Origin of the sequence: Ferrovibrio sp. (assembly GCF_041906005.1) — a bacterium.
Classification (GTDB): domain Bacteria; phylum Pseudomonadota; class Alphaproteobacteria; order Ferrovibrionales; family Ferrovibrionaceae; genus Ferrovibrio.
On record NZ_JAYRJY010000001.1, the window covers coordinates 237,143 to 263,394 of the forward strand.

The 26,252-nt window shown below is 63.9% G+C and carries 28 protein-coding genes; 15 read left to right on the plus strand and 13 right to left on the minus strand.

The window, feature by feature from the left end; genetic code table 11:
• The first annotated feature begins 72 nt into the window (after positions 1–72).
• Positions 73–591, plus strand: coding sequence for an O-acetyl-ADP-ribose deacetylase (locus tag ACE3OO_RS01230; protein WP_374298905.1), 519 nt, complete (start codon positions 73–75; stop codon positions 589–591).
• On the opposite strand, the gene ACE3OO_RS01235 is transcribed toward ACE3OO_RS01230, so the two are convergent.
• Entirely contained in the window at positions 561–2,867 is a 2,307-nt protein-coding gene (locus ACE3OO_RS01235; RefSeq protein WP_374298907.1) for a methyl-accepting chemotaxis protein, read from the minus strand. The two genes, ACE3OO_RS01230 and ACE3OO_RS01235, sit on opposite strands and share 31 nt — an antisense overlap.
• A 370-nt stretch (positions 2,868–3,237) precedes the next feature.
• On the opposite strand from ACE3OO_RS01235, the gene lexA reads away from it, so the two are divergent.
• Positions 3,238–3,975 (plus strand): transcriptional repressor LexA, encoded by a 738-nt coding sequence (lexA, locus tag ACE3OO_RS01240; protein ID WP_374298909.1) that lies wholly within the window; start codon positions 3,238–3,240, stop codon positions 3,973–3,975.
• A gap of 72 nt (positions 3,976–4,047) precedes the next feature.
• Here lexA and ACE3OO_RS01245 read toward each other — a convergent pair whose 3' ends face one another.
• The gene (locus tag ACE3OO_RS01245) at positions 4,048–4,203 is read right to left on the minus strand and encodes a DUF3309 family protein (RefSeq protein ID WP_374298911.1); all 156 of its coding nucleotides are present in this window, start codon (positions 4,201–4,203) and stop codon (positions 4,048–4,050) included.
• Between the two features lie 65 nt (positions 4,204–4,268).
• Positions 4,269–6,479 (minus strand): ComEC/Rec2 family competence protein, encoded by a 2,211-nt coding sequence (locus ACE3OO_RS01250; protein ID WP_374298913.1) that lies wholly within the window; start codon positions 6,477–6,479, stop codon positions 4,269–4,271.
• Positions 6,480–6,596: 117 nt separating this feature from the next.
• Between ACE3OO_RS01250 and gltX the strand changes: the two genes are divergently transcribed.
• Complete coding sequence (gltX, locus tag ACE3OO_RS01255; RefSeq protein WP_374298915.1) at positions 6,597–8,000, plus strand: glutamate--tRNA ligase; 1,404 nt, start codon at positions 6,597–6,599, stop codon at positions 7,998–8,000.
• 4 nt (positions 8,001–8,004) lie between these two features.
• Positions 8,005–8,553 carry an RBBP9/YdeN family alpha/beta hydrolase gene (locus tag ACE3OO_RS01260; protein WP_374298917.1) on the plus strand — a complete coding sequence of 183 codons (549 nt, stop codon included), beginning with the start codon at positions 8,005–8,007 and terminating at the stop codon, positions 8,551–8,553.
• A gap of 18 nt (positions 8,554–8,571) precedes the next feature.
• On the opposite strand, the gene ACE3OO_RS01265 is transcribed toward ACE3OO_RS01260, so the two are convergent.
• The 5 genes from ACE3OO_RS01265 to ACE3OO_RS01285 all read right to left on the minus strand — a co-directional run bounded on the left by ACE3OO_RS01265 (position 8,572) and on the right by ACE3OO_RS01285 (position 11,774).
• Positions 8,572–9,456, minus strand: a complete 885-nt coding sequence (locus tag ACE3OO_RS01265; RefSeq protein WP_374298919.1) for a calcium/sodium antiporter — start codon at positions 9,454–9,456, stop codon at positions 8,572–8,574.
• A 129-nt stretch (positions 9,457–9,585) separates the two neighbouring features.
• The gene (locus ACE3OO_RS01270; protein ID WP_374298921.1) at positions 9,586–10,470 is read right to left on the minus strand and encodes a hypothetical protein; all 885 of its coding nucleotides are present in this window, start codon (positions 10,468–10,470) and stop codon (positions 9,586–9,588) included.
• 149 nt (positions 10,471–10,619) lie between these two features.
• Complete coding sequence (locus ACE3OO_RS01275) at positions 10,620–11,240, minus strand: hypothetical protein (RefSeq protein ID WP_374298923.1); 621 nt, start codon at positions 11,238–11,240, stop codon at positions 10,620–10,622.
• A gap of 17 nt (positions 11,241–11,257) precedes the next feature.
• Positions 11,258–11,467: a hypothetical protein gene (locus tag ACE3OO_RS01280; RefSeq protein WP_374298925.1), complete on the minus strand. Its 210-nt coding sequence runs from the start codon at positions 11,465–11,467 to the stop codon at positions 11,258–11,260.
• 82 nt (positions 11,468–11,549) lie between these two features.
• Positions 11,550–11,774, minus strand: a complete 225-nt coding sequence (locus ACE3OO_RS01285; protein WP_374298927.1) for a sulfurtransferase TusA family protein — start codon at positions 11,772–11,774, stop codon at positions 11,550–11,552.
• Positions 11,775–11,926: 152 nt separating this feature from the next.
• Here ACE3OO_RS01285 and ACE3OO_RS01290 point away from each other — a divergent pair, with 152 nt between their 5' ends.
• From ACE3OO_RS01290 to ACE3OO_RS01325, 8 genes are all read left to right on the plus strand, one after another.
• Positions 11,927–13,027 carry a YeeE/YedE family protein gene (locus ACE3OO_RS01290; protein ID WP_374298929.1) on the plus strand — a complete coding sequence of 367 codons (1,101 nt, stop codon included), beginning with the start codon at positions 11,927–11,929 and terminating at the stop codon, positions 13,025–13,027.
• Positions 13,028–13,067: 40 nt separating this feature from the next.
• On the plus strand, positions 13,068–13,811 hold the full coding sequence (locus tag ACE3OO_RS01295) for a cytochrome c biogenesis CcdA family protein (RefSeq protein WP_374298931.1): 744 nt from the start codon (positions 13,068–13,070) through the stop codon (positions 13,809–13,811).
• A gap of 75 nt (positions 13,812–13,886) precedes the next feature.
• A complete protein-coding gene (locus ACE3OO_RS01300) occupies positions 13,887–14,612 on the plus strand; it encodes an ABC transporter permease (protein ID WP_374298933.1) in 726 nt (241 codons plus the stop codon).
• Between the two features lie 10 nt (positions 14,613–14,622).
• Positions 14,623–15,357 carry an ATP-binding cassette domain-containing protein gene (locus ACE3OO_RS01305; protein WP_374298934.1) on the plus strand — a complete coding sequence of 245 codons (735 nt, stop codon included), beginning with the start codon at positions 14,623–14,625 and terminating at the stop codon, positions 15,355–15,357.
• 19 nt (positions 15,358–15,376) lie between these two features.
• Positions 15,377–16,213: a substrate-binding domain-containing protein gene (locus ACE3OO_RS01310; RefSeq protein ID WP_374298936.1), complete on the plus strand. Its 837-nt coding sequence runs from the start codon at positions 15,377–15,379 to the stop codon at positions 16,211–16,213.
• A gap of 50 nt (positions 16,214–16,263) precedes the next feature.
• Positions 16,264–16,731, plus strand: a complete 468-nt coding sequence (locus tag ACE3OO_RS01315) for a nuclear transport factor 2 family protein (RefSeq protein ID WP_374298938.1) — start codon at positions 16,264–16,266, stop codon at positions 16,729–16,731.
• A 1-nt stretch (position 16,732) separates the two neighbouring features.
• A complete protein-coding gene (locus ACE3OO_RS01320; RefSeq protein ID WP_374298940.1) occupies positions 16,733–17,740 on the plus strand; it encodes a serine hydrolase domain-containing protein in 1,008 nt (335 codons plus the stop codon).
• Positions 17,741–17,773: 33 nt separating this feature from the next.
• A complete protein-coding gene (locus ACE3OO_RS01325) occupies positions 17,774–18,460 on the plus strand; it encodes an SOS response-associated peptidase (protein ID WP_374298942.1) in 687 nt (228 codons plus the stop codon).
• Positions 18,461–18,463: 3 nt separating this feature from the next.
• Here the strand turns inward: ACE3OO_RS01325 and ACE3OO_RS01330 are convergent, their stop codons facing one another.
• Positions 18,464–19,213, minus strand: coding sequence for an SDR family NAD(P)-dependent oxidoreductase (locus ACE3OO_RS01330; protein ID WP_374298944.1), 750 nt, complete (start codon positions 19,211–19,213; stop codon positions 18,464–18,466).
• A 103-nt stretch (positions 19,214–19,316) separates the two neighbouring features.
• Between ACE3OO_RS01330 and ACE3OO_RS01335 the strand changes: the two genes are divergently transcribed.
• Positions 19,317–20,702 carry an ethanolamine ammonia-lyase subunit EutB gene (locus ACE3OO_RS01335; RefSeq protein WP_374298946.1) on the plus strand — a complete coding sequence of 462 codons (1,386 nt, stop codon included), beginning with the start codon at positions 19,317–19,319 and terminating at the stop codon, positions 20,700–20,702.
• A complete protein-coding gene (gene eutC, locus ACE3OO_RS01340) occupies positions 20,699–21,451 on the plus strand; it encodes an ethanolamine ammonia-lyase subunit EutC (protein ID WP_374298948.1) in 753 nt (250 codons plus the stop codon). Before ACE3OO_RS01335 ends, eutC begins: the two co-directional genes overlap by 4 nt.
• Here eutC and ACE3OO_RS01345 read toward each other — a convergent pair.
• Entirely contained in the window at positions 21,444–22,862 is a 1,419-nt protein-coding gene (locus tag ACE3OO_RS01345; protein WP_374298949.1) for an FMN-binding glutamate synthase family protein, read from the minus strand. The genes eutC and ACE3OO_RS01345 overlap by 8 nt on opposite strands.
• Before the next feature lie 360 nt (positions 22,863–23,222).
• Here ACE3OO_RS01345 and ACE3OO_RS01350 point away from each other — a divergent pair, with 360 nt between their 5' ends.
• Positions 23,223–24,275 (plus strand): methyl-accepting chemotaxis protein, encoded by a 1,053-nt coding sequence (locus tag ACE3OO_RS01350; RefSeq protein ID WP_374298951.1) that lies wholly within the window; start codon positions 23,223–23,225, stop codon positions 24,273–24,275.
• Between the two features lie 4 nt (positions 24,276–24,279).
• Here the strand turns inward: ACE3OO_RS01350 and ACE3OO_RS01355 are convergent, their stop codons facing one another.
• From ACE3OO_RS01355 to ACE3OO_RS01365, 3 genes are read right to left on the minus strand one after another with little or no spacing between them, the layout of a single operon-like run.
• Entirely contained in the window at positions 24,280–25,197 is a 918-nt protein-coding gene (locus tag ACE3OO_RS01355) for an SAM-dependent methyltransferase (protein ID WP_374298953.1), read from the minus strand.
• Positions 25,194–25,616, minus strand: a complete 423-nt coding sequence (locus ACE3OO_RS01360; protein ID WP_374298955.1) for a type II toxin-antitoxin system VapC family toxin — start codon at positions 25,614–25,616, stop codon at positions 25,194–25,196. The genes ACE3OO_RS01355 and ACE3OO_RS01360 overlap by 4 nt, the downstream gene beginning before the upstream one ends.
• A gap of 13 nt (positions 25,617–25,629) precedes the next feature.
• Positions 25,630–25,893, minus strand: a complete 264-nt coding sequence (locus tag ACE3OO_RS01365; RefSeq protein WP_374298957.1) for a plasmid stabilization protein — start codon at positions 25,891–25,893, stop codon at positions 25,630–25,632.
• Positions 25,894–26,252: the final 359 nt, after the last annotated feature.

Below are 26,252 nucleotides of genomic sequence, written 5' to 3' on the forward strand. Positions count from 1 at the left end.
TCGTTTCGCCATGGTTAGCGAAAGGTAAAGACAACCCGGGACGACGATTCGCAACCCTGCTAGGATTCGGCCATGCCGAACGCACGCATTTCCGTCATCAGGGATGACATCACGCGGCTGGACGTGGATGCCATCGTCAACGCGGCCAATGAAAGCCTGCTGGCCGGCGGCGGCGTCTGCGGCGCCATCCATCGCGCCGCCGGGCCCGAACTGGAAGCCGAATGCCGGCGCATCGGCCACTGCCCCACGGGCGAAGCACGGATCACTGCCGGCTACCGCCTGCCCGCCCGGCATGTGATCCATGCGGTGGGCCCGGTCTGGCAGGGCGGTCAGCACGGCGAGCCGGAACGGCTGGCCGCCTGTTATCGCAACAGCCTGGTGCTGGCACAGCAACATGGTCTTGCCAGCATCGCCTTCCCCGCCATTTCGACAGGCATCTTCGGCTATCCGCTGGAAGCCGCCACCGCGATTGCCGTGACCGAAGCGCGCCGCTGGACCGAAGCGCAGTCCAAGCCGGAGCGCATCGTCTTCTGCTGTTTCTCCGACCGCGATGCGGCAGTCTATTCAGCCGCCCTTGCCGCCGGTTCCTGATCGAGTCGGAAGAAAGTGATCGAGGCCGCCAGGTCACGTGCCTGATCGGCCAGCGACTGCGCCGAGGCCGTAGTCTGTTCGACCAGCGCGCCGTTGCGCTGGGTCATCTCGTCCATCTGCGTCACGGCATCGTTGATCTCGTCCAGGCCCGAGGCCTGTTCCTGGCTGGCAATCGAGATTTCCTCGATGATCCCCGCGACACGCTTCACCGCATCGACGATGCCGCTTAAGGAGCTGCCGGCCTCATTCACCAGTTTGGCGCCATCGCGCACCTGGGCATTCGATTCCTGGATCAGCGCCTTGATGTCCTTTGATGCATCGGCGGAACGCTGGGCCAATGCACGCACTTCCTGCGCCACCACGGCAAAGCCCTTGCCGGATTCGCCGGCGCGGGCCGCCTCCACGCTGGCATTCAGCGCCAGCAGGTTGGTCTGGAAGGCGATCTCGTCGATCAGGCCCACGATATCCACGATCTTGCGGGCGCTCTCCTCGATCTGCCCCATCGCCTGCACGGCGCGGCCAACCACGTTACCCCCCTGATCTGCCGTATCCCGCGCCGTGACGGCCAGTGAACTGGCCTGCCGCGCATTGTCGGCATTGTGCCGCACGGTGGCGGTGATCTCTTCCATCGAAGCCGCCGTGCGCTGCAGGCTGGCGGCCTGCTGTTCGGTGCGCTGCGCCAGATCGTTGCTGCCAACCGATATCTCGGCCGAGGCATCGCGTACATTGCCGGCCGTCTGGCTCAGACGCCCGACGATCTCGGCCAGCTTGCCGGCCAGGGTATTGGCATTCTCGGCCAGCTGCGCAAACAGCCCGCGATGGCCGCCGTCGATGCGATGCGTCAGGTCGCCGTGGGCCAGAGCTTCCAGCATCTGGCCGAGGTCGTTCAAAGCGCGCTCCACCGTACCCAGCAGGTCGTTCATGCCGATGCCAAGGGTACGCATGACCCCCTGCAGGGAGTCGGCGTCGATGCGGCGGGTGAAATCGCCGGCAGTGGCCGCCGCTACGATCTGGCCGATGGCCTGTTCCAGCAGTTCTTCCTGCGCCTTGCGCTGACGCTCGAACTCGGCGCGGCCCTGTTCCACTTCACGCTGCAGCTTTTCGTTTTCCTGCCCGCTCGTTTTCAGCACTTCGATGGCGCGCGCCATCTCGCCCAGCTCATCATTGCGTTTCGCCTCGGCCAACTCGACCGACCAGTCACGCTCGGCCAGCCGCCGCGTCACCGCCGTCAGCCGGTCGATCGGCGCCGTCACCTGCGGCCCGACGAAGAAGATTCCGATCAGCGCCGCGATGCCGAGGCAGAGCACCGTGATCACGATCAGCACGATCTGCGCCGTGCTCGACTGTCCGGCGGCTTGCGCCGCGGCCCCATCGGCCGCCTTGCTGGCATCGTCGACCAGCGCTTGGACCTTGACCGACAATTCGGCCGCCGCATTGCGGGCCTGGGTCTGCGCGATACCGGCCGTATTCACCGTGCGCAATTCGCCGCGCCGCACGCCGAACATGCTTTCGGTGCCCTGGCCATAACCAAGCAGCTTCTGCGTGGTGGCCAGCAGCTCGGAAATATCGAACTGCTTGGAAGCCCAGTCGAGTTCTTCCAGCGCCGTGCTGTTCAGCTTGGTGAATTCGGCAAACAGCTTATCGAGCTCGGCATTGCTGGGGCCTTGGGCCGCCACGGCCAGCACCCCGACAAGCTGATTCACCGCATTGCCAGCGGCGATCAGTGCATTGGCGGCCTCGGCCACCTCAGACTTGGCATTCGGTTGGCGCAATTCGAAAATCGCCCGATCCAGCGCCGGCCGCATCTGTGCCTGGAAGCTCAGATAATCGGTATTGATCTTGGCCAGAAGCTGCTCACGGTCGGCGGTGTAATTCAGTCGCGCGGTCACCGAACGGTTGATCTGCGCCATCATGCGATCCAGCGTCTCGATCGCTTTGTCGATGCCTTCGATCTGCTCGGCCTGCTCAGGCGCGGCTGTGGCCTTCACCCGCTCCACCGCCTGCTTCAGTTCATCCTGCTTGGCCTTCAGTTCGGCCGCCGCCTTGCTGCGATCCGCATCGCTCAGCGCACTGGCCAGTACCGGCGCATTGGCGGTCAGCTCCGCGCTGGTCGCCGCCAGGTTCAGGGCCGCGACCACGGCAGGAAGGTTGGTATCGGTGATGCCGGCGTAACTGCCCTGCACACGACCGAAAAACAATCCGCCGATGACATTCGAAACCAGCGTCAGGCACGCCAACACGGCGATGGCCAGGGTGAGCTTCTGCCGAATACCCATTTTATCCTCCCTCCCCTCAGGCCGGTGATCCGGTCCCGTTGGCCTTCTGGCCGTACTGGGGCTTTGTTATCTTGACATATTTCCCGGTACGGATGGTTCCGTAAAGCCCGGGGCGGCCGGGTTGTAGTGCCGAATTCCTCAACCTGTAGATGGTTAGGTGTCGGTCCTACCCCACATATGTCCCAGGGCCTGTGGAAAAATACTTGACCCGAATGCAGAACCTCATTAGAACATTTGTGGATTTCTTGTTCGTTCCGCTTGGCCGGCGCTCCCGTTTATTCCGGCCTTCCGCATTTATTCCGGCCTTCTGCATTTGCGGGGCCGCATTTTGCGGATCATGGCGGTCGAACCCAGACTGAGGAGGCTGACCATGCTGACCCGCAAGCAGCACGATTTGCTGCTGTTCATTCACGAAAAGCTGGAGACATCCGGCGTCTCCCCCTCGTTCGAGGAAATGAAGGAGGCCATGAAGCTGAAATCCAAGTCGGGCATCCACCGGCTGGTGACCGGCCTGGAAGAACGAGGCTTCATTCGTCGTCTCGCCCATCGCGCCCGCGCCCTGGAAGTGCTGCGCCTGCCCGACTCGGCCGTGCCGACCCGTGGCGGCGTGGGCGGCGGCAATGTCCGCAGTTCCACCCCGCGCAACCGGCTGACTCCCCGCGCCGTGGAAGGCAGCGGCCCGATGCAGGGCACACCGGTCAATGTCAGCCCCTATAACGCGCGCGACATCGTCACCCTGCCGCTTTACGGCCGCATCGCCGCCGGCACGCCGATCGAGGCGCTGCGCGACATGAGCACGCAGATCGACGTTCCCATCGGCCTGCTGGGCAATGGCGACCATTACGCATTGGAAGTGGCCGGTGACTCGATGGTGGATGCCGGCATCATGGATGGCGACACCGTGATCATCCAGCGCAGCGACAATGCCGAGAACGGCAGCATCGTGGTCGCCCTGGTCGACGACCAGGAAGTGACCCTGAAGCGCCTGCGCCGCAAGGGCAACTCAGTGGCGCTGGAAGCCGCCAACCCGGCCTATGAAACCCGCATCTTCGGGCCTGACCGGGTCAAAGTGCAGGGCCGGCTGGTCGGCCTGCTACGGCGCTACTGATCGCGCCTCTCAAGACGGAACAAAAGGCGGGATCATATCCCGCCTTTTTTCATGCCTGCTCGCTGCCAAACCTCAGGCCACGATATTTCCGGCCAGCATGAAGGCTAGAAAAGTGAGGATCACCAGCGCGACCATGCTGCCGGGCACCACGCTCCAGGTGCGACTGTAGGGCCAGATCGGCAATACCAGCACAAACAGCGCGGCCATCAGGACGAGAATCGTGAGCACGGCGGCCTCCTCGTTCTTTTTCCGTCGAGCCAAACGCCAGGCCGGGACGAATGTTCCCCCGGCGATCAATCCCTTTCGCCGTCTGCGCTGTCGCGCGCGGCACCGTGGCCTTTGGCAATCACCCACGGCCGGCGCCCCCGCAGTTGCGTCGCCGTGACGACGCGGATCCCGGTTTCGCGATCCAGGTACAGCGCATGGGCACCGCCCCGCCACAGGTCGTTGCGGTCGATCACGATCCGCGCCGAGGGGCAGCGGTAACGGATCGGCATCTGTGTCGCGATCACGGCATCGGCGTGACGACAATCTTCGGTGATGGCCTGCGGCTGCTTTGGCAGTGCAACAAGGAAACCCTGATAGCGCCAGGCACAGCCGGCCGGATCGCATCGCAGGCTGCCATCGGCCCCGGCGCGGCCTTCGGTCTCGTTGCGCCGCAGGGTTGGCCAGGGATGGAGCGGCGGGGCGCCAAGCCGTTCCCACCAGGTCTCGGCGGCAAAGCCGCGCGGCGTGGAGGAAAGATAGACGCGGCCGTCATTGGCACGCGCCGCCAGCAGACGGCCATCGCCGGAAACCAGCAGATCGGGCTGCGCCGCCAGCCAGGGCGAACATGCCCCGAGGCAGATTCCGATCGCGCCAAGCCAGCGCCAGCGTCGCCGCCACAGGCAAAGCCACAATCCGCCCAGCGTGATCGCGGCCAGCCCCCACGCAGGCATCGCCGGCACAATGCCCAGCATATCCGGCCAGCCCGCCACCCACTGCGCCAGCGCGATCAGCAGATCGACACCCCAGACCATCGGCGTGAGCGCCAGAACTTCCAGCCCCAGCGGCATGAGGATGAATGCCACGACCACCAGAGGCATGATCCAGAAATCGACCAGCGGCGCCGCCAGCAGGTTGGCGATCAGCGCATAATCCGCCACGCGATTGAAATGATAGGCGGCGAAGAGCGACGAGCCCAGCCCGGCCACCAGGCTGGCCGCCATCACGCCCAGCAGCCAGAGCAGGGCGATGCGCAGCGGTCCGGCCTGCTGGCGCCAGCGCGTCAGGCGCGGCGCGATATCCTCAAAGGCCGCCACCAGCGCGGTGACAGCGGCAAACGACATCTGGAAACCCGGGTCGAGCAGGCTATCCGGCCAGATCGCCAGCAGAAGCAGCGCGGCCCAGGCCACGGCGCGCAGGGTGATGGCGCGACGATCCAGCATCACCGCCAGCAGCGCCAGCGCGATCATCAGCAGCGCACGCAAGGTGGGCAAAGCCGCACCCGAGAGCAGGGTATAGGCCAGCGCACCGAGCAATGCCGCGCCCGCAGCCCATTTCTTGATCGGATGGCGCAGGGCCAAGCCAGGGCTCAGTGCCAGGCCGGCGCGAACCAGAAAGAAAAGCAGACCGGCGACCAGGGTGAGATGCAGGCCAGAGATCGACAGGATATGCGCCAGTCCGGAATCGCGAAACGCGGCATCCACGTGATCGGGGATCGGTCCACGCACACCGGTCATCAGAGCCGTGGCGATGGCGCCGCCTGCGCCTTCGCTCTGGGCCACGATCCGACGGGTCCATTCCTGACGCAGGCTGCTCAGTCCCAGCATCATGGCATCGCGCGGGCCGATATCCTCGCTGGCCGGCATCGTCTCCGGTGTGCTGATGGCATAGCCGACGCCACCGATCTGCCGAAACCAGGCATGGCGGGCGAAATCGAATGAGCCGGGCATGGCGGGTTCGGGCGGCGGCAACAGCATGGCGCGTATCCGGATGCGCTCGCCCGGCCACAGCAACTCGCCATCGCGGCGCAGGGTGATGCGCAGACGTTGCGGGGTTTCAGCCACGGTGAACCCCGGCAGTGCCAGATCATCGAGCAGCAGGCGGTGGCCGGCATCGCGCGGTTCCACCTCGAGCACGCGGCCTTCCAGCCAGACCGCGCCACTCGGCCGTTGCAGCACTGGCGCGGAGACGGCGGCGCTGCGTTCGCCCCCCAGCCATAAGCCACACACCAGAACCAGCAGGGCCAGCACCGGCAGATACCATGGCGGCCGGCGCAGGGTCAGCAGCAGCACTAGCCCGCCCGCCGCCATCCCCAGCCGCAAGGGCAGCAGGGGCGGCTCGACCGGCAACAGGAAATACAGCGCGATCCCCGCCCCCAGCAGGGCCGGCAGCCAGAGGAACCAGCGGTCGCGCTCCGCCAGCAGGCACGCGACGGCGTCAAAGCTGCGCAGGTTGCGCCAGCCGGCTGTCAGACCGGCGGCAACCCGCTGCCAAAGAAGAGTACTGGCTAACCGTGCCATGGCTGAATTCTCTGCATGGCAGCCCTGCCGCCGCCAATCCGTGCAAAACGGGAACGCGACTTGCCCGCCTGCCCCCGTATGCTAAAACCCTGCTTCCTTTGCTTTCCGGATTGCACGATGACCAAAGTCGTTACCCGTTTTGCCCCCTCGCCCACCGGCTACCTGCATATCGGCGGGGCCCGTACGGCATTGTTCAACTGGCTGTTCGCCCGCCATCACGGCGGCACCTTCCTGCTGCGCATCGAGGATACCGACCGCGAACGCTCGACCCAGGATGCGGTGGACAAGATTTTCCAGGGCCTGAAATGGCTGGGGCTGGATTGGGATGGCGAACCGGTGATGCAGTTCGCCCGCATGAAGCGCCATGCCGAAGTGGCGCACAAGCTGCTGGCCGAGGGCAAGGCCTATCACTGCTACTGCTCGCCGGAAGAACTGGAAGAGATGCGCAACAAGGCCAAGGCCGAGGGCCGGCCGATGCGCTATGACGGCCGCTGGCGCGACCGCGACCCCAAAGACGCGCCGGTTGGCGTGAAGCCTGTCGTGCGCTTCAAGGCACCGCAGACCGGCACCACCGTGATCAAGGATCATGTGCAGGGCGATGTCACCTTCCAGAACGAACAGCTGGATGACCTGATCATCCTGCGTTCCGACGGCACGCCGACCTACAATCTTTCGGTCGTGGTGGACGATCACGACATGGGCGTGACCCATATCATCCGTGGCGACGACCACCTCACCAATGCCGCGCGGCAGACGCAGCTTTACATCGCAGCCGGTTTCGCCGTGCCCGAATTCGCGCATATCCCGCTGATCCATGGGCCCGACGGCGCCAAGCTTTCCAAGCGCCATGGCGCACTCGGCACCGAGGCCTATGCCGATATGGGCTATCTGGCAGCCGCGATGCGCAACTACCTGCTGCGCCTGGGCTGGAGCCATGGCGATGAGGAGATCATCTCCACCGAACAGGCGATCGAATGGTTTGGTCTCGACCATGTCGGCCGCTCGCCGGCGCGGTTCGACTTCGCCAAGCTGAACAACCTGAACGGCCACTACATCCGCCACAGCAGCAACGATGATCTGTTGCAGGCCGCCCTGCCATTCATCGAGAAGCATGCCGGCCGTTCGCCGAACCAGGCCGAGCAGGCGCAGATCAAAATGCTCCTGCCCGCCGTGAAGGAACGCGCCAAGGACCTGAACGAACTGGCCGAGGCGATGCTGTTCCTGTTCGCCCAGCGGCCGATCCAGCCCGATACAGCGGCACAGAAACATCTTGACGACGCAGCCAAGGCGCGCGTGAAGACCATGATCGAGACTCTAAATGATGTTTCCGACTGGACAGCCGCCAATACCGAAGCCGCGATCCGCTCGTTAAGCGAGGCGCAGCAGGTAAAGCTGGGCCAACTGGCGCAGCCCCTGCGCGCCGCGCTGACCGGCCGCACGGTATCGCCGCCGATCTTCGACGTGCTGGCCGTGCTGGGTCGCGAGGAAACTTTGGCACGCTTGAAAGACGCGGCTGGCTGAAGCGATGCAACCGCTGCGGCCACCGGTGCTGATCGTGCCCGGCCTGGGCAATTCCGGGCCGGAGCATTGGCAGACCCGCTGGCAGCAGCAAAACCCCGATTTCATTCGTGTCGAACAGGCCGACTGGGACAGGCCTGATCATGCCGACTGGCTGAACCGTCTGGATGCCGCGATCCGCGCCTGCCCAACGCCGCCGCTGGTGGTGGCGCACAGCCTGGCCTGCGCACTGGTCGCGCATTGGATCGCGCGCCATGGCGGCAATCTGCATGGCGCCCTTCTGGTGGCGCCGGCGGATATCGATTCCGACAGCCACACGCCACCCGAGACCCGTGGCTTCCGGCCAATGCCGCTGGTGCGCTTCGCTTGCCCGACCATCGTCGTGGCCAGCCGCAACGATCCCTATGTGGATTTCAGCCGGGCCCAGCATTTTGCCCATTGCTGGGGGGCACGTTTCGTCGATGCCGGCGCCTGCGGGCATATCAACTCTTCATCGGACCTCGGCGACTGGCCGTTCGGCGCCGCCCTGCTGGCCGAATTGAACACGGCGGAATGATCGCCGACCGCCGCGCGCTCAGGCGCGGCTGATCGCATAGGCCAGATAGCCCAGATAAGCGAGCACCAGCATCGCTCCTTCTCGGCGACTGATTTCGCGGCCGGATACGGCGAAAGCGATAATCAAACCGGTTGAAGCGACCAGCAGCGGCAGTTCAACCGATGTCATTTCAGGCGGCACCGGTCCTGGCGCCACCATGGCCGTCACGCCGCCAATGCCGAAGATATTGAAGATATTCGACCCCAGCACGTTGCCAAGCGCGAGCTGCCCCTGCTTGCGGAATGCGGCCATTACGGAGGTGACGAGTTCCGGCAGCGAAGTGCCGACCGCAACGATCGTCAATCCGATCAACGACTGCGACAGGCCCGCCGCCTCGGCCAGCCCGATGGCTCCCTGAACCAGGAACTGCGCCCCAAAGATCACGGCAGCCAGGCCGACCACCATCGGCAACAGCGGCACAACCATCATCACGAGTGTCCGCTTCGCGGCCGCCCTTGTCTGCGAATGCGCAGCAGAATGTTTTTCCTGATGGTAGGCAAAGACCACATAGCCAAGCAGCAACAACAGGAAGACCAAACCGGTTATTTGGCTCAGGCCGATGGTGAAACCGGCCGCCAGCAACAGCACCGAGGCAACCATCACGGCGCGGCAATCGCGATGCAACGCTGCTGTTTCGATGCTGAGCGGCGCCGCCAAGGCGGCAAGCCCCAATATCAGCAGGCCATTGGCAATGTTGGAGCCGACGATATTCCCCACCGCGATCCCCGGTGCGCCGATGCTCGCCGCCTCGATGCTGGTCACCAGTTCCGGCATCGAGGTTCCGAAACCAACCACGGTGAGGCCGATCATCAGTGGCGAGATGCCGATATTCTCGGAGAACCGCGCGGCACCGCGCACCAGCATCTCTCCACCACCCAGCAACAGGGCAAAACCGGCAATCAACGCAATGGCAGTATACATATTCTATTGTGCCGTGTGTTTCGGGGCAGCCGGAAGCTCGAAAAGATGAAACCTGGCCGGGTTGGAGGACTTCTACAGCCCGCGTCGGCGGGCTTCGGCCTGCTGCGACATGCGGGCCTGATCGGTCATGAACTGCTGCAGTTTTTCCATGGCCGGTCGCGGCATGGGATCTTGGCCACTCAGCATCAATGTCAGGGCAACGCGACTGACTCCGATGCGTTGCGCCAGTTGATCGAGCGAGATCGCAGCCGACTTGCAGGCCTGCGACACCGCCACGATCGAGCCCTTCTCAACATAGAAGCGGCCCCATTGCTCTTTCACGTTCAGTTTGGCCGGCAGGCCGGGCAGCCCAACGCTGAACATGGAGCGCGACACGGCCACGCTTTCCGGAGCCATCAGGGACGCTGACGGCATGGCCGGCGTGGCCGAGAGCTTGGGCGGCGGCGGCGCGGGCTGGAATTCATCCAGACGCGGCGCATTCTCGATGCTCTGTTCCAGCAGCTTGCGCACCGCCTCGATCAGCTCCTGGCTGATCGGCGGCAGATCGTGTTCCTCGCCGAAGCGGTCGTAGTACTGCGCGATCTCGCTCAGGCGATCCAAACGACGGGAGAGGAATTCACGCGAACCCAGCGGCAGGCGCCGGCCGGAACTGTGGATGTTGATCAGGTAGATGCGCGTGGTGTCGAGTTCGAGGATGGTGATCTTCCAGCGAATCTTCGAGAGATGTTTGCGCAGCGGCTTCTGTTTGGTTTCGTCGAATTCCGGGATGCGGCCATCGACCAGATCGACGAAGACATAGAAATGCTCGATCTTCTCGACGAACCGTTTGTATTCGGAGAAGTTGCCCGACAGGTTTGCAGGATCCTGACAAAAGGAGAGCAATTCGCGGCTCTGGCTTTCCACCACGCCGACCAGTTTCAGGGTTTCCTGAACTACCGGTTTGATCGCCTCATTCACTGCAGCAACCTGCCTGTCCGGTGCAATCCGGCCCGCTCGCAGGCCCCGACCATTGGCCGGATTCGCCATGCGATGCCTTCGCAACACGACGTTTGTGCCAGAAAACCGTTAACACAGCAATACAGGCACAACTGTAGGTTAACGAACGATTACCCCTGTTTCAGTACCGAAGCCGGCATGCCTTGTGCCGGCGTGGGAGCCGGGCGTGGTGCCGGAGCTGATGCCGGCGGAACTGGGGCGGGAACAACCGATGCCGGCGCAGGAGCCGGCGCTGCCGCGGGAACCGACGGCACTGGCGGCGTGACCGCGGCAGAGGGTGCGGCAGTCGGCGCGGTGGCAGGTGATATCGCCGCGGCCTCCGGCGCCGGCAAATCATGCGGTGCGCAATAGGCACCGGCGGCACGCAGGCTGCGGCAATAGCTCAGCGTCGCGTCACGATCTGGAAAGCCCCCAAGCAGGAGACGCACGACCTTGCCGCGATCGCCCCCCAGATCGACCTCGACATAACGCTTGGGCGCGTCCCGCATCACCGGAAAGCGTTCCGACAGTTTCGGCCAGGCGGCTTCGGCCTCCAGCAGGGTCTTGTAACTGGCGACATGACCCGCGAACACATTCGGCGGCGGCGCGGGCGGAGGTGGCGGGGGCGGTGGCGTCTCGATCACCGGCGGCGGCATCACCACAACCGGTGCGGCCGGGGCCGGTTCATCGGCGGCACAAGCCGCCAGTGCGAACAGGCAGGCGATTGCCGCAAGGCGGCGCGTGAGGATCACCGACGCCGCCGGCCGCATCACTTCTCGACCAGTTTGAACAGGTTGCGGTCCAGCAGGGCGCTGACCGACACGGTCTTGGTGCTGCTGGCGTCGCGCTCATTGACCAGCTGCACATGCACGGCATCCTCGCCGGGGAACTGGATCAGGCGCGTAACGCGCCAGATGAAGCCCTGCCGCTGTTCGAAACGCTGGCCCGGAACAATGTCGTCGGCCGTGAACTTTGCCATCGTAAACACCTTGAATCGCGAGGGTTACAGGCTAGCGCATTCATGATGCAGCGCCAACTCTTGCCGCGAATTCAAGTCTGGCTCAGGCCGCCTGCTGGATGCGGAACACGAAAACGCCGTTCTGCTCTTCCGATGACAGCAGGGTAAAACCTGCCGCCTCGCACAAGGCAGCCATGTCGCGCATGGTATTGGGGTCGGTTGCCTCCACCGTCAGCACCTCGCCCTTGGCCACTGTCTTCATCGCCTTCTTGGCACGCAGTACCGGCAAGGGGCAGTTGAGACCTTTGACATCGAGCGTCTGACTCATGGCGTGGTTCCGTGGGAGGCTGGCGGTCTATTTAACGGTAAGTTTTGTTGATTAATATAATACTTCACTTCTGCAATGTAAATACTATAATCCTCAATGATCCCGTCATAATTGCTGTTCCAGCCTCCTGCAACCGTATCACCGAGCCAGTCATGACTGCCTTGCCCCTGCCCTATCTCGTCAATCTTGCCGGCTTGGTGCTGGGTGTGGTGTTCGGCGCCGCCGTGCAACGCAGCAACTTCTGCACCATGGGCGCGATCAGCGATCTGGTGCTGATGGGCGACGGCAACCGGGCACGCGCCTGGGCCCTGGCGATTGCCACTGCCATGCTGGGCAGCCAGCTGCTGCATCTGGCAGGGCTGATCGATCTGAATACCTCGATCTATGCGACGACCAATTTCGGCTGGCTGGGGGCGGCCATCGGCGGCCTGCTGTTCGGTTTCGGCATGGTGCTGGCCGGCGGCTGCGGCAGCCGCACGCTGGTCCGGCTGGGTGCCGGCAACCTGAAATCGCTGCTGGTGGTGCTGATGATCGGCATTGCCGGCTATGCCACCCTGCGCGGCCTGATCGGACCCGCGCGGCTGTGGCTGGAAGGCTGGTCGGTGGTCGACCTGAAAAGCCGCGGCTTGACCAGCCAGACCCTGCCCGACCTGCTTGCCGCGCTGGGCGCCGATGCCAGGCTGCTGCGCTGGGTCCTGGCGCTGGCCATTCCCGCCATCCTGCTGGGCTGGGCCTTCAAGGATGCGCGTTTCCGCCGCCAGCCGGTGCTGATCGGTGCCGCCATCGTCATCGGCCTGACCATCACAGGCGGCTGGGCCGCCACCGGCATTCTCGGCGCCGATGAATTCGAGCCGACGCCGCTGGCCTCCATGACCTTCGTCGCGCCGATCGGCAACGCGCTGCAATACCTGATGACCTTTACCGGCGCCACGCTGGATTTCGGCATCAGCACCGTGGGCGGAGTCATTCTCGGCGCCTTCCTGATGGCGAAGGCCGATGGCAGCTTCCGCGTCGAAAGCTTTGCCAACGCGCAGGACGTGGTGTCCCATGTCATTGGCGGCACGCTGATGGGCATCGGCGGCGTCACGGCCCTGGGCTGCACCGTCGGCCAGGGCCTGACCGGGATCGGCACGCTTGCCCTGGGCAGCTTTGTCGCACTTGGCGGTATCGTGATTGGCGGTGTTCTGGGCGTCCGCTATCTTGAGGAAGGCAGCCTGCCGGGGGCGGTCCGCGCGCTCTTCGCCCGCGGCTGACATTCCGCCGGCGGCCCAACCGCCGGGAGTGAATACCGTTATGGGTGGTCTTGACGTTTCCTATGCCGCCGCCGCCGGCGCCGGCCTGCTGAGTTTCCTCAGCCCCTGCGTGCTGCCGCTGGTGCCTGCCTACCTGTGCTTTGTCGCCGGCACCACGCTGGACCGTCTGGTCAATGAAGACGGCGTCGATCCGGCACTGACCCGACGCGTGTTCATCTCGGCGCTCGCCTTCGTGATCGGTTTTTCCACCGTATTCATCATCATGGGCGCGACGGCCTCGGCGCTGAACCGCCTGATCGTCGAGAATATCGACATCATCGGCAAGGTTGCCGGCGCGGTGATCGTAGTCTTCGGCCTGCATTACATGGGGCTGCTGAAGATTCCGCTGCTCTACCGCGAAGCCCGCATCAACACCACCGAACGGCCCACCAACATCGTTGGCGCCTATGTGATCGGCCTGGCCTTCGCCTTCGGCTGGACACCCTGCGTGGGCCCGATCCTTGCCACCATCCTCACCGTGGCCGCCAGCCGCGACCAGCTGGGCTATGGCGTGTCGCTGCTGGCTACCTATGCGCTTGGTCTGGGCATTCCCTTCCTGCTGGCGGCCCTGGCCGTGAAGCCTTTCATGCGCTTCATGCAGAAATTCCGCCGCCACCTGCACAAGGTGGAGATCGTGGCCGGCGCCCTGCTGGTGATCACCGGCATCCTGATCTTCACCAACAGCCTGGGCCAGCTCAGCTATTACATGCTGGAGGTGTTCCCCTGGCTGGCCAAGTTCGGCTGAGTTTTCGCAACAAACTTTTTTGTTGCGAAAACTGCCTGTGGAAATAAGCACTTAATCCTTTGCCAGCGCGACGGCTTGCGCTACTTCGGTGACGTGAACACGATCACCGACGCCTTCCATCTTGCCCTTGGCCTGATCTGGCATTTCGACACCGAGTTGCTTCGCATCATCGGCCTGTCGCTGCGCGTCAGCCTTACCGCTGTTGTGATCGGCAGCATCATCGGCCTGCCGCTGGGTGCCTTCCTGGCGCTGGCCCGTTTTCCCGGCCGCAATGCCTGTATCGTGGTGCTGAATGCCTGCATGGGCCTGCCACCGGTGGTGGTCGGGCTGATCGTCTACCTCATTCTTTCCCGCTCGGGCCCGCTGGGTGCTTTCGGCTGGCTGTTCACTGCCGCCGGCATGGTGGTAGCGCAGGTGGTGCTGATCACGCCCATCGTCGCCGCGCTGTCACGCCAGGTGGTCGCTGATCTGTGGAGTGAATACGAGGAGCAGATGCGCTCGCTGGGCCTGACGCGGCTTGGCGCCATCGCCACGCTGCTGTGGGATGGCCGCTTCTCCCTCAGCACGGCGATTCTTGCCGGCTTCGGTCGCGCCATCGCCGAGGTCGGCGCCATCATCATCGTCGGCGGCAACATCGCCGGCGTGACCCGCACGATGACAACCGCGATCTCTCTGGAAACCAGCCGCGGCGACCTGGCGCTGGCCATGGCACTGGGCATCGTGCTGCTGGCGATTGCAATCAGCATCAATGCCGCCGCCACCACGCTGGGCAACGCCGCACGGCGCGCCCAGGGTGCCTGAGGTGCGCGCCATGCATGCGCCCGCCATGCTTCTGCCGCTGGTACTGGAAAACGTGCAATATGCCATCAATGGCCAGCCGCTGATCCATGGCATCGACCTGGACTTCCATCCCGGTCCGCCGACCCTGGTACTGGGACCGAATGGCGCGGGCAAAAGCCTGCTGCTGCGGCTTTGCCACGGTCTGATACAGCCAACGGCTGGCCGCGTGACCTGGCGGGGTCTGGCGGCGCAGAACCCGGAAGCCCTGCGTTTCGGCCAGGCCATGGTGTTCCAGAAGCCGGTGCTGCTGCGCCGCTCGGTGCTGGCCAACATGCTGTTCCCGCTGAAACTGCGCGGCCTGAATGCCGGCACGCGTTTCGCCCGCGCCATGGATGCGCTGGAACGCGTCGGCCTCACGGCGCTGGCCCAGCGTCCCGCCCGTGTCCTTTCAGGCGGCGAGCAGCAGCGGCTGGCATTGGCGCGCGCCTGGGCGCTGGGTCCGCAGATCCTGTTTCTGGATGAACCAGCCGCCGCGCTGGATCCGCATGCGACGCGGCAGGTGGAAGGCATCATCACGGATATCGCGGCCAGCCGTACCAAGATCGTGATGACCACCCATGATCTGGGCCAGGCGCGACGGCTGGCCGGGGATGTGATCTTCCTGCATCGCGGCCGCGTCGCCGAGCGCACGCCGGCCGCGGAATTCTTCAATGCACCGCGCAGCACGCCGGCGCAGGCTTTTCTCAATGGCGATCTCACCTGGTAAGCAAAAAACGGAGGCATCCATGCAGCGCAGACATTTCCTCGGCCTGGTGGCCGGCATCACCCTCGCCCTGACCAGCAGCATGGCTCTTGCCCAAGGGAGATTCATCGTGGTGGCCAGCACCACCTCCACCGAGCAATCGGGCCTGTTCGGCCATATCCTGCCGATCTTCACCAAGAAGACCGGCATCGAGGTGCGCGTGGTGGCGCAGGGTACCGGCCAGGCGCTGAAGACCGGCGAAAAGGGCGATGCCGACGTGGTCTTCGTGCACGATCCGGTGGCCGAACAGAAATTCGTCGATGCCGGTTTTGGTGTCGACCGCAAGCTTGTCATGTATAACGACTTCGTCATCGTCGGCCCGAAAAGCGATCCGGCCAAGGTGATGGGCAGCCGCAACGTGGTCGACTCCTACAAGAAGATCGCCGCCGCCAAGGCGCCGTTCGCCTCGCGCGGTGACAGTTCGGGCACCCATGCCGCCGAATTGCGCATCTGGAAGGAAGCCGGCATCGACGTGAAGACCGCCGGCGAAGGCTGGTATCGTGAAACCGGTTCGGGCATGGGCCCGACGCTGAACACCGCCAGCGCGATGAACGCCTATGCCTTCACCGACCGCGGTACCTGGCTCAGCTTCAAGAACCGCGGCGACCTCGTGATCGCCGTGGAAGGCGATGTGAAACTGTTCAACCAGTATGGCGTGATGCTGGTGAACCCGGCCAAGCATGCCCATGTGAAAGTGGCCGAAGGCAAGACCTTCATCGACTGGCTGACCTCGAAGGAAGGTCAGGATGCCATCGCGGCCTACAAGATCGGCGGCGAGCAGCTGTTCTTCCCCAACTATAAGCCAGGCCAGAACAGCTGAGTTTACGGACCCGTCGTTTCCTCCTACCATTCGGAAAACGGGAGGAAACGATGGATACCGCAGCCCTGCTGCAGGCCTTCAGCGAGGCGGTGCAGAAACGCGATGGCGAGGCTTTTGCCCGGCTCTTCACCGAAGACGCGGTCTATCACGACGTGTTCTACGGTGCCTTCCACGGCCGGGCCAGGATCGCCGAACTGGTGAACGACTGGTTCTACCGCACGGCGGAGGATTTCCGCTGGCATCTGCATGACCCGGTCAGCGACGGCAAGACTCTGTATGCCCGCTATACTTTCTCCTACAAATCGCTGCTGCCCGAAGCACAGGGCAGGCGCGTGATGTTCGAAGGCGTGGGCATCTACACCCTGCGCGACGGTTTGATCGCCGAATACCGCGAGGTGGCCAATACCGGCCCCGCCCTGCTCGATCTCGGCTTTCCGCCCGAACGCGTGGCGAAAATCCTTTCCCGTGAAGGCGCGGCGCTGAAGGCGCGGCCGGAGGCCAAGCCGCATCTGGGCTGATATGCAAACTGCAAGGGATATCGCAGACCTGATGGCCGAACATCATGTTCCGGGCCTATCCATGGCAATGGTCCGGGGCGATGAACCGCCGATCTGCTCAACACATGGCCTGCGGGATCGCGCATCGGAACAGCCGGTCGACCGTTTCACTGTTTTCGAGGCGGCTTCGCTGAGCAAACCGGTCTTCGCCTTCATCACCCTGCAACTGGCGGATAGCGGCATCCTGTCGCTCGATACGCCTCTGGCGAATCTTCTCCCTGGTTATCTGACGGATGATCCGCGTGCGGCTACGATCACACCCCGCCACATCCTGTCTCACACCGCAGGCCTACCGAACTGGCACAGCCGCGACTATCCGCTGAAAACCTATTTCGCGCCCGGCGAACGGTTCAGTTATTCCGGCGAGGGCTATGTATATCTGCAGAAGGCCATTGAGCAGGTCTGCGGTGAATCTCTGGAAACGCTCGCCAGCCGATTGGTATTCGAGCCGCTGGGAATGACCCGATCCAGCTTTATCTGGCAGGATCGGTTCAGTCTGAATTATGCCGCACCGCATACGGCCGCTGGCCACCGTTTCGAGGATGGCTTTGCCGGTCAGCGTGTCACAAGTGCCAATGCCGCAGGATCCCTTTGCACGACGGCGGAAGATTATGCCCGCTTCCTGCAAGCCGCATTGCGATTTCCTCGACTTGAGGCATGGCTGACACCACGGGCGAACGTGCAACAGGACCGTCTGACCTGCCTCGATGGCGACGAGCCTGTGCCAAATGCCAATGTCGCCTGGGCCCTTGGCTGGGGCGTGGAAACCGCCAGCCCGTTCTTTTTCCACTGGGGCGACCAGAAGGGCTACAAGGCCTTCACGATTGCCTCTGGGGAAACGGCGAAAGCCATGGCCGTATTCACCAATGGCGATGCCGGCCTGTCCTTCGTCTCCAAACTGGTCGCGCCGGTTTTCCCCGGTCGACGCCCGTCCCTGCTCTGGCTGGGATATGAAGCCGGGACGGGCTAGCCCGACTCGGGCGTAATCGGCTATGCAGGATGCATGTGCGGCCGCTACAGCCTGACCAAATCGCTTGATGACCTGGCCTCGTTCTTCGAGGCCTACGAGCTGTTGCAGCGCCCCAATCTGGCGCCACGCTGGAATATTGCGCCGACGCAGAAAAGCTTTGTGCTGCGCAGCCCCGCTCCCGGCAAGGGCGAACTCGTCGCGCTGCGCTGGGGCTTCGCCGGGCCCAATAATGCGCCGCTGATCAATGCCCGCAGCGAGACGGCGGCAAGCAAACCCACTTTCACAGAGGCCTTCGCCAAACGCCGCTGCCTGGTGCCGGCCGACAGCTTCTATGAATGGCAGGCCGTCGAAGGGCAGAAGGCGAAGCAGCCCCAGAAGCAACCCTGGCGGATCGGCCTGAAAGGCGGCGGCCTGTTCGCCTTTGCCGGCCTGTGGCAGAGCGAGCCGGCCTATGGCGGCGAGGAGTGTTTCACCATCCTCACCACGGCGGCCAACGACTATCTCAGCCCCCTGCACGAGCGCATGCCGGTGATCCTGCCGCCCGAACGCTTTGCGCTGTGGCTCGACCCGGCCACGCCGCCCGGCATCCTGCAGCGCCTGATGCAGCCCTATCCGGCCGAGGCGATGGCGCGCTACCGTGTCACCTCGGTGGTCAATGGCGTGAAGGTGGATGGCCCGGAATGCTTCGCGCCGCTCAACCCGGCGCTGAAGGTCGCCTGATTCTTACAGGTTCTGGCCGCCATCCACGGCCACGGTCTGGCCGGTGACCCAGCTCGCGGCAGCCGAGCACAGGAACAATGCCAGATTGGCGACCTCCTCCGGCCTACCCATGCGGCCGAAGGGAATGCCGCCGAGAATGGCATCATAGAGCTTCGGATTATTGGTTTTGGCCTGATCCCACACGCCGCCGGGAAATTCGATCGAACCCGGCGCGATGCAGTTCACCCGGATATTCTGTTTCGCCAGCGCGGCGGCCTGGGTCAGCGTGTACTGGATCAGTGCGGCCTTCACCGCGCCATAAGGCGGCGTGCGCACATTGGCGCCCAGGCCCGAGATCGAGGAGATATGCAGGATGCAGCCGCCGCCGGCCTTTTCCAGATGCGGAATGGCGGTGTGGCTGGCGCGCACGCTGCCCATCAGGTCGACATTGATCGAGGCGGCCCAGCCGGCCTCGTCGTCGGTGCGGCCGAAGCCCGAGGCATTGTTGACCAGGATGTCGATCCCGCCCAAGGCCGTCGCTGCAGACTCGACATAGGCACGCACGGCGGCGCCATCGCCCAGGTCGCAGGTGGCGGCATGGACCTGACCGCCGACACGCCTCAGTTCCGTCTCGGTTTCGCGCAACGCGCCTTCCGAACGGGCGCAGATCGACACGTCGGCGCCTTCGCCGGCAAAGGCCATGGCTATCGAACGACCGATGCCACGGCTGCCGCCCGCCACCACAACGCGCTTGCCCTTCAATCCGAGTTCCATGCCGGCCTCCTGTTCGCTGGCCGCAGCTTCACGGAAACCATTCCGTCATGCAATGCCTTCAGGTCTCTGGTATGCTTCTTGCTGATCATCGGCCGGTCATATCATGCCCTATGCTGCCAGCCTGAACGGAACCCGCCATGTCTTCGCCGATCTGAAGACATTGCTGGCCTGCGCCTCGCCCCTGCGCTCGGGCGACCAGCTGGCGGGGATCGCGGCGGAAAGCGACGAGCGCCGCGTGGCGGCGAAACTGGCGCTGGCCGATCTGCCACTGCGGCGCTTCCTTGATGAAGCCGTCGTGCCATACGAGCAGGACGAAGTGACGCGCCTGATCATCGACAGCCACGATGCGGCGGCCTTCGCGCCGGTCGCTGCGCTCACCGTGGGCGAATTCCGCGACTGGCTGCTTTCCTATGAAGCCGATGCCGCGACACTGGCGAAACTCGCCCCGGGGCTGACGCCGGAAATGGTCGCCGCCGTCTCCAAGCTGATGCGCAATCAGGACCTGATCGCCGTGGCGGCGAAATGCCGGGTAGTGACCGCCTTCCGCAACACGCTGGGCCAACCGGGCCGGCTGGCCAGCCGGCTGCAGCCCAACCATCCCACCGACGACCCGGAAGGCATCGCCGCCGCCTTGCTGGACGGTTTGCTGTTTGGCGTCGGCGACGCCGTGATCGGCATCAATCCGGCCAGCGACAGCGTGGCCGACGGCATCCGCCTGCTGGAAATGCTGGAGACGATCCGCCAGCGTTTCGATATCCCGACACAGAGCTGCGTGCTGGCGCATGTGACTGCCACGCTGCAGATGATCAAACGCGGTGCGCCTGTCGATCTGGTATTCCAGTCGATTGCCGGAACCGAGGCCGCGAACAAGGGCTTCGGCGTCGACCTTGCCATCCTGCACGAGGCGCGTGAAGCCGCGCTGGCGCTGAAACGGGGCAGCGTCGGCGACAACGTGATGTATTTCGAGACCGGTCAGGGCAGCGCGCTCTCGGCCAATGCCCATCATGGCGTCGACCAGCAGACGCTGGAAGTACGCGCCTATGCCGTGGCCCGTGCGTTCAGGCCGCTGCTGGTCAACACCGTGGTCGGCTTCATCGGGCCGGAATACCTGTTCGACGCCAAGCAGATCATCCGCGCGGGCCTTGAGGATCATTGCTGCGGCAAGCTGCTGGGCCTGCCGATGGGCGTGGACGTCTGCTACACCAATCACGCCGAGGCCGATCAGGATGACATGGACAACCTGATGACCCTGTTGGGCACGGCCGGCGTGAATTTTCTGATCGCCGTGCCGGGCGCCGATGACGTGATGCTGAATTACCAGAGTCTGTCTTTCCACGACGTGCTCGGCTTGCGTCATCTGCTGAATCTGCGGCCGGCACCGGAATTCGAGGCATGGCTTGCCCGCATGGGCATGCTGGATTCAACCGGCCGCCTGCCGCCACCGGATCAGGCCGTGCAGCGGCGGCTGGCCGATCTGACAGCGCCATGAATGATGTTGCACGCGATATCTGGGCACGCTGGCGCGGCACGACACGGGCCCGCATTGGCCTGGGCCGTAGCGGCGATGCGTTGCCGACATCCGCGTTGCTGGATTTTCAGGCGGCCCATGGCCGCGCCCGCGATGCCGTGCATGGCGTGGCTGATTTTGCCGCCGTGGCCGAACAGCTCAGGCCCCTGCCCTGTCTGACGCTGCACAGCCAGGCACCGGATCGCGCCGCCTATCTGCGTCGCCCCGATCTTGGCCGCCGGCTGGACGATGCCTCGGTCGCAATGCTGAAGGACCACGCCGGCGATTGGGATATCGCCTTCGTGGTCGCTGATGGCTTGTCCGCCCGCGCCGTGATGGCGCATGCCGTGCCGGTATTGCATCGTTGCATGGCAGGGCTGGCAGGCTGGCGCATCGCGCCGATCGTGCTGGCCGGCCAGGCGCGCGTGGCATTGGGCGACGATATTGCCACCTGCCTGAATGCAAAAGCAGTGGCCGTGCTGATCGGCGAGCGGCCGGGCCTGAGCGTGGCCGACAGCCTGGGCGTTTACATCACCTGGGCGCCGCATATCGGCCGCGTGGATTCGGAGCGCAACTGTATCTCCAACATCCATGCCGATGGCATGAGCCATGATCAGGCCGCGGCGACTTTGCTCTGGCTGTTGCGCGAAGCGCGGCGCCTGAGCCTGAGCGGAATCGGCCTCAAACTCGATCCGGCCGATATTGCCGCGCACCTGCCAGACGCTACATGATCATGTCGCCGCCATTGACGCGAACATGCTGGGCCTTCAGGTCACGTACCGATTTGCAGCCGCAGGCATGGGCGATGGCCTCCACGTCATGCTGCACGGCCTTGGCATAATTGGCCACGCGTACCGCCTTGCGTGTGGGATCGAGCCCCCGCATGAAACGCGGATCGTTCGAGGTCACGCCGGTCGGGCAATGACCCGTATTGCACTTCATCGCCTGGATACAGCCCAGCGAGAACATGAAACCACGTGCCGAGACCACATAATCGGCGCCCATGCAGATCGCCCAGGCCACCTTGTCGGGCGTGAGCAATTTGCCCGAGGCGATCAGGCGGATGCGGCTGCGCAGTTCGTATTCACGCAATCGCTGCGCCACGAGGGGAAGCGACTGCACGATTGACTGGCCGACATAATCAGCCAGCGGTGCCGGCGCGGCCCCGGTGCCACCCTCGGCGCCATCGATCTGGATGAAGTCCGGGGCCTCGGCGGGGCGATCCCGCAGATAGTCGAAGAATTCATCAATGAAATCGTAACTGCCGACGGCCATCTTGATCCCGACCGGCTTGTCGACCACGCGACGCACGCGGTTGATGAAGGCAACAAGCGAGGGAATGTCGGTGATATCGCGATGCCGGCTGGGCGAGATCGAGGATTTCCCCGCCTCGATGCCGCGGATGGCGGCGATCTCCTCCGTCACTTTCGATCCGGGCAGGATGCCGCCACGGCCGGGCTTGGCGCCCTGGCTCAGTTTGATGCAGAACATGCGCACCTGATCGATCCCGGCGATCTTGCGCAGCTTGGCCTCATCCAGGTTGCCATCGGCATCGCGCACGCCGTATTTGGCCGTGCCGATCTGAAAACAGATGTCGCATCCGCCCTTCAGGTGATAGGGCGACAAGCCGCCCTCGCCGGTGTCCAGCCAGATACCGGCCATCGCCGCGCCTTCCGACAGGGCGGTGATCGCCGCCGACGACAAGGCGCCATAACTCATGCCGGAGATGTTGAAAAAGCTTTTCGGCTTGTAGGGATTGCCGACGACATCCTTGCCGATCCATTTGCCGGTGTAAGTCTCGGCCTCTTCGTCATTCACCGGAAAGGCGGAATGCAGGAAATAGATGTGGCCGGGCTGCTGCGCATCGACCTCGGAGCCGAAAGCCACGTAATTCGACACGCCCTTGGCCGAACGATAGACCCAAGCGCGGGTCAGGCGGTTGAACGGGCGTTCCTCCCAGTCGGCGGTGAACCAATACTGGCGGAAATACTCGCCCAGATTCTCCATGATGTAGCGGAAGCGGCCGTAGATCGGGAAATTGCGCCGGATCGCATGATCGCGCTGGATCCAGCGGTCATAAACGTAATACCAGCCCACCGTGCCGGCACCGGCCAGCACGATGGCCGCAAAAACATACAGCATTCCGTCTCTCCCACCCCTTCATGCCGCCTCAACGGGACGGCTTGCACAGCAATCTAGCACAATCAGAACTGGTGGACCGGAATTAACATTCAATAATCCGTCCAATTCGGATCTAGGTCGCGTTTCTGCAGCCTATTTTTCGACCAATTGCCTTTAAACAATGCCGAAATTACAGCCAAGCCCGCCAGAGCCTTTGGCAGCGTATATGTTGAATAATGTGAGTATACATCCGATTTCAGCATACTGTTCTGGGGGCATTTCCCACGAAAGATGCGCAGCTCCTTCGATGCTCGCGCAAAACTCGTCGGCATACATCCTGCATTTACGACCCGGTCTCGCCATAACAAGAGTGCCTGAACAATGACCGCACAGACGCATCACCTGCAGGTGCATCAGTTGATCGATGGCATCGAACAGGATGTACAACAATTCGGTGCCAATAACGAAGAAATCGCCTTCCAGACCACCCTGCTGTCGCTGAACGCCTCGATCGAGGCGGCGCGGGCGGGCGAAGTGGGACGCAGTTTCGCCGTGGTGGCGCAGGAAGTGAAATCGCTGGCCAACCAGGCCTCGCAGAATTCCAAGCGCTTCCGCGAAGTGGTGATGAAGCGCATCACCGACTCCAAGCGCGCGGCGGAAGAAATCGTCGACCAGATCGTGAAGGATCTGGAAGGCCCGCGCCTGACCGACATGGCGCAGACCATGGTGCAGCTGATCGTGCGGAACCTGTATGAACGCACCTGCGATTGCCGCTGGTGGGCCACCGACGACGCCATGTGGCAGGCCCTGGCCGAACCGTCGGATGAACTGTTCGCCCGTGCCAGTGAACGGCTGGCGATGATCAACCGTTTCTACACCGTCTATCTCAACCTCGTGCTGGCGGATTCCCGCGGCCGGGTGGTGGCGACATCAAACCCCAAGCTGTTTCCGCGCGTGGCCAAGGCCTCGGTGGCGCAGACACGCTGGTTCCAGGGCGCCATGCAGTCGGCCAGCGGCGACGATTACATCGTCGACGACATCAGCCAGAGCGTCAGCCACGACAACAAGGCCGTGGCGATCTATGCCGCCGCCGTGCGCAGCGGCGGCCAGATCCATGGCGAGCCGCTGGGCGTGCTGGGCGTGGTATTCGACTGGGACAAGCAGGGCATGAGCATCGTCAAGGACGAACCGTCCTTAAGCGCCGAGGAATGGCAACGTTCCCGCGTGCTGCTGCTGGATGCCAAGCGCCGCATCATCGCCTCGTCCGACAATCAGGGCCTGTACCAGCCCTTCCCGCTGGACACCGGCGACAAGGACCGCGGCTATTACTATGGCAGCGACGGCTCGCTGATCGCCTTCGCCCGCACCATCGGTTACGAAACCTATGATGGCCTGGGCTGGTATGGCGTGATCACCCAGAAGCCGCGCGACTGATCATTCACGCCGCCGGCCGGCGCCACAGCCAGGTGAGTTCGTGCTTGTTGTGATGCAGGTGCAAAAGCCGGCTGCCGGGAATGGCGGCGAAGGCGCGCGCCGTTTCGAAATCCGTCTCGCCCTGGAATTTCAGCGTGCAGACGGCGTTCGCCACACCACCTGACTCCAGCCAGCGCTGCACCAGTTTCAGCAGCCGCGCCGGATAGCAGATCACATCGGAGCACAGCCAGTCGACGCGCGGAAACTCCTTCGGCTCCAGCGCGAAGGCGCTGCCCTGCCGCCAGCGCACATTGGGCATCGCCGCCACATTGGGCGCCAGCGGCGCCTTGTCGATGGCGGTGACATCCGCCCCCAGCGAACCCAGCACCCAGGTCCAGCCGCCGGGCGACGAACCCAGATCGAGGCAGATGTCGCCAGCCTTCGGCAATTGGGAGCCGAATTCCAGCCGGTGCCGCGTCAGCCCCTCCCACAGTTTCAGATAGGCACGGCTGGGCGGCCCTTCGCGATCCTCGTGGAAAACAAACTCGCCATTCGGCAGCGGGCTGGAACAGCGCGCGGCATAAAGCAGGCGATCCGGCGCCAGCAGCGTGAAACTGCCCAGCGGCGCCGTCGGCAGCGGCGCGCCGAAGCTGAGCGGCTTGGCCGAGACATGCGGCAGCTTTTCGACAATCAGCTTCGCGCGGCGGTGATGCAGCGGCGCATACGGCGCCCAGTTGCGCTGGATCGCTTTCAGCTTCGCCGCCGCGTCACCGATGGATTCGATGGCGACCTCCTGCACGTCGAACCATGTGTTCGCTGCCCATGCAGATGCCCCCTCGCCTTCGGCCAGGAACAGCCGCTCATGCTCGGCCGTGACACGCGCGCCGAGTTCCTCGCGCAGCTGCGCCTCGAACCCCTCGGCGGCCAGATAGGCTGTCTTCACATCAGTTCCCAAGGATTGATCACCCTGATCCCGCATTCTTCGTAGTCCGCCACATACCGCGTAGCCAGCGTGGCGCCATGGGCACGCGCGATGGCGGCAATCTGCGCGTCACGGGACCGGATCGGCCATTCGATATGGCGCCGCCACGCGATGATGTCGGCATATTCCACGGCAGCTGCCGCGTCAAAGGGCAGGACGCGGCCGCCAAAGCCTTCTCCGAAACAGCCGGCCAGGGCAGCCAGCATGTGTTCGCGTCGCGCACCGTCTGGCAGCAACAACGCTCCGTGGAGCATTTCCGCGACCGTGATGCTGGTGGTGTGCAGTTCGGTGTCGGTCTGCAGCCCCAGCCAGGTCCAGACCGTCGAATCCAGGTCAGGCTGCATCAGCGCCGCAGAGAGATCGGTATCGAGAACGATCATTGGTCCCTCCGGGTCAGCCGAAAGTGGGCGGCTCAGGCGTCCCGGCAGCGGCCGCTTCGGCACTGCGCCGGGCTATGCTGAACCACACATCATCCAACCCGGCGAAGCGGTGCCGGACCGATCGCCAGAAATCCAGGCCGGTGCGGGTTTCGGTCGCCAGCACGCCGCGGAGGATTTCGCGCGTTTCCTCCTCCATCGAGCGGCCGTGCCGGCGGGCGCGCTGCCGCAGCCGGGCCTTGAGGTCGTCGTCCAAATTGCGGATCACGATGCTGGCCATTGCCGGTCTCCGTATTCGTTAAAAAGTGATATCAGTGATATCGCCCATATAAATTCGACGTTTTCCGTCGGTTTGCGCCGGGATCCGTCATTCCCTGCGCTGTTCCGACATTTCCCGGCGCAACCCAACCAAATCTGATGATTTCCGAATAAAATCAGACGGTTTTGAGAAATTTTGCCGGATCGTGCCTGCCTGCCCCTTGCCGGCCGGCCACAAAGAACATATATGGAACAAGAGCGCGACTTCAAGTCAGCGATCCCGGCTTGCCAGCCCATATTGCTTATAAGGGGAAAATCGCTATAGTCCGCGCCCTCACATAGCTCCTTGCTGGACTCATACCGGGTCCGGCCAGGCCCGAT

Bases quoted from the DNA above. Each gene is read 5' to 3' on its own strand.
- ACE3OO_RS01265 (WP_374298919.1), bottom strand. From the start codon at position 9,456: ATGCTGGTGCGCGGTGCCGCGCGGTTCTCCGAGAATATCGGCATCTCG.
- lexA (WP_374298909.1), top strand. From the start codon at position 3,238: ATGCTGACCCGCAAGCAGCACGATTTGCTGCTGTTCATTCACGAAAAG.
- ACE3OO_RS01360 (WP_374298955.1), bottom strand. From the start codon at position 25,616: ATGATCGTTCTCGATACCGATCTCTCTGCGGCGCTGATGCAGCCTGAC.
- ACE3OO_RS01260 (WP_374298917.1), top strand. From the start codon at position 8,005: ATGCAACCGCTGCGGCCACCGGTGCTGATCGTGCCCGGCCTGGGCAAT.
- ACE3OO_RS01350 (WP_374298951.1), top strand. From the start codon at position 23,223: ATGACCGCACAGACGCATCACCTGCAGGTGCATCAGTTGATCGATGGC.
- ACE3OO_RS01280 (WP_374298925.1), bottom strand. From the start codon at position 11,467: ATGGCAAAGTTCACGGCCGACGACATTGTTCCGGGCCAGCGTTTCGAA.
- ACE3OO_RS01285 (WP_374298927.1), bottom strand. From the start codon at position 11,774: ATGAGTCAGACGCTCGATGTCAAAGGTCTCAACTGCCCCTTGCCGGTA.
- ACE3OO_RS01295 (WP_374298931.1), top strand. From the start codon at position 13,068: ATGGGTGGTCTTGACGTTTCCTATGCCGCCGCCGCCGGCGCCGGCCTG.
- ACE3OO_RS01325 (WP_374298942.1), top strand. From the start codon at position 17,774: ATGTGCGGCCGCTACAGCCTGACCAAATCGCTTGATGACCTGGCCTCG.
- ACE3OO_RS01315 (WP_374298938.1), top strand. From the start codon at position 16,264: ATGGATACCGCAGCCCTGCTGCAGGCCTTCAGCGAGGCGGTGCAGAAA.
- ACE3OO_RS01330 (WP_374298944.1), bottom strand. From the start codon at position 19,213: ATGGAACTCGGATTGAAGGGCAAGCGCGTTGTGGTGGCGGGCGGCAGC.
- ACE3OO_RS01290 (WP_374298929.1), top strand. From the start codon at position 11,927: ATGACTGCCTTGCCCCTGCCCTATCTCGTCAATCTTGCCGGCTTGGTG.
- ACE3OO_RS01345 (WP_374298949.1), bottom strand. From the start codon at position 22,862: ATGCTGTATGTTTTTGCGGCCATCGTGCTGGCCGGTGCCGGCACGGTG.
- ACE3OO_RS01305 (WP_374298934.1), top strand. From the start codon at position 14,623: ATGCATGCGCCCGCCATGCTTCTGCCGCTGGTACTGGAAAACGTGCAA.
- ACE3OO_RS01250 (WP_374298913.1), bottom strand. From the start codon at position 6,479: ATGGCACGGTTAGCCAGTACTCTTCTTTGGCAGCGGGTTGCCGCCGGT.
- ACE3OO_RS01335 (WP_374298946.1), top strand. From the start codon at position 19,317: ATGCCCTATGCTGCCAGCCTGAACGGAACCCGCCATGTCTTCGCCGAT.
- ACE3OO_RS01230 (WP_374298905.1), top strand. From the start codon at position 73: ATGCCGAACGCACGCATTTCCGTCATCAGGGATGACATCACGCGGCTG.
- gltX (WP_374298915.1), top strand. From the start codon at position 6,597: ATGACCAAAGTCGTTACCCGTTTTGCCCCCTCGCCCACCGGCTACCTG.
- eutC (WP_374298948.1), top strand. From the start codon at position 20,699: ATGAATGATGTTGCACGCGATATCTGGGCACGCTGGCGCGGCACGACA.
- ACE3OO_RS01235 (WP_374298907.1), bottom strand. From the start codon at position 2,867: ATGGGTATTCGGCAGAAGCTCACCCTGGCCATCGCCGTGTTGGCGTGC.
- ACE3OO_RS01320 (WP_374298940.1), top strand. From the start codon at position 16,733: ATGCAAACTGCAAGGGATATCGCAGACCTGATGGCCGAACATCATGTT.
- ACE3OO_RS01310 (WP_374298936.1), top strand. From the start codon at position 15,377: ATGCAGCGCAGACATTTCCTCGGCCTGGTGGCCGGCATCACCCTCGCC.
- ACE3OO_RS01365 (WP_374298957.1), bottom strand. From the start codon at position 25,893: ATGGCCAGCATCGTGATCCGCAATTTGGACGACGACCTCAAGGCCCGG.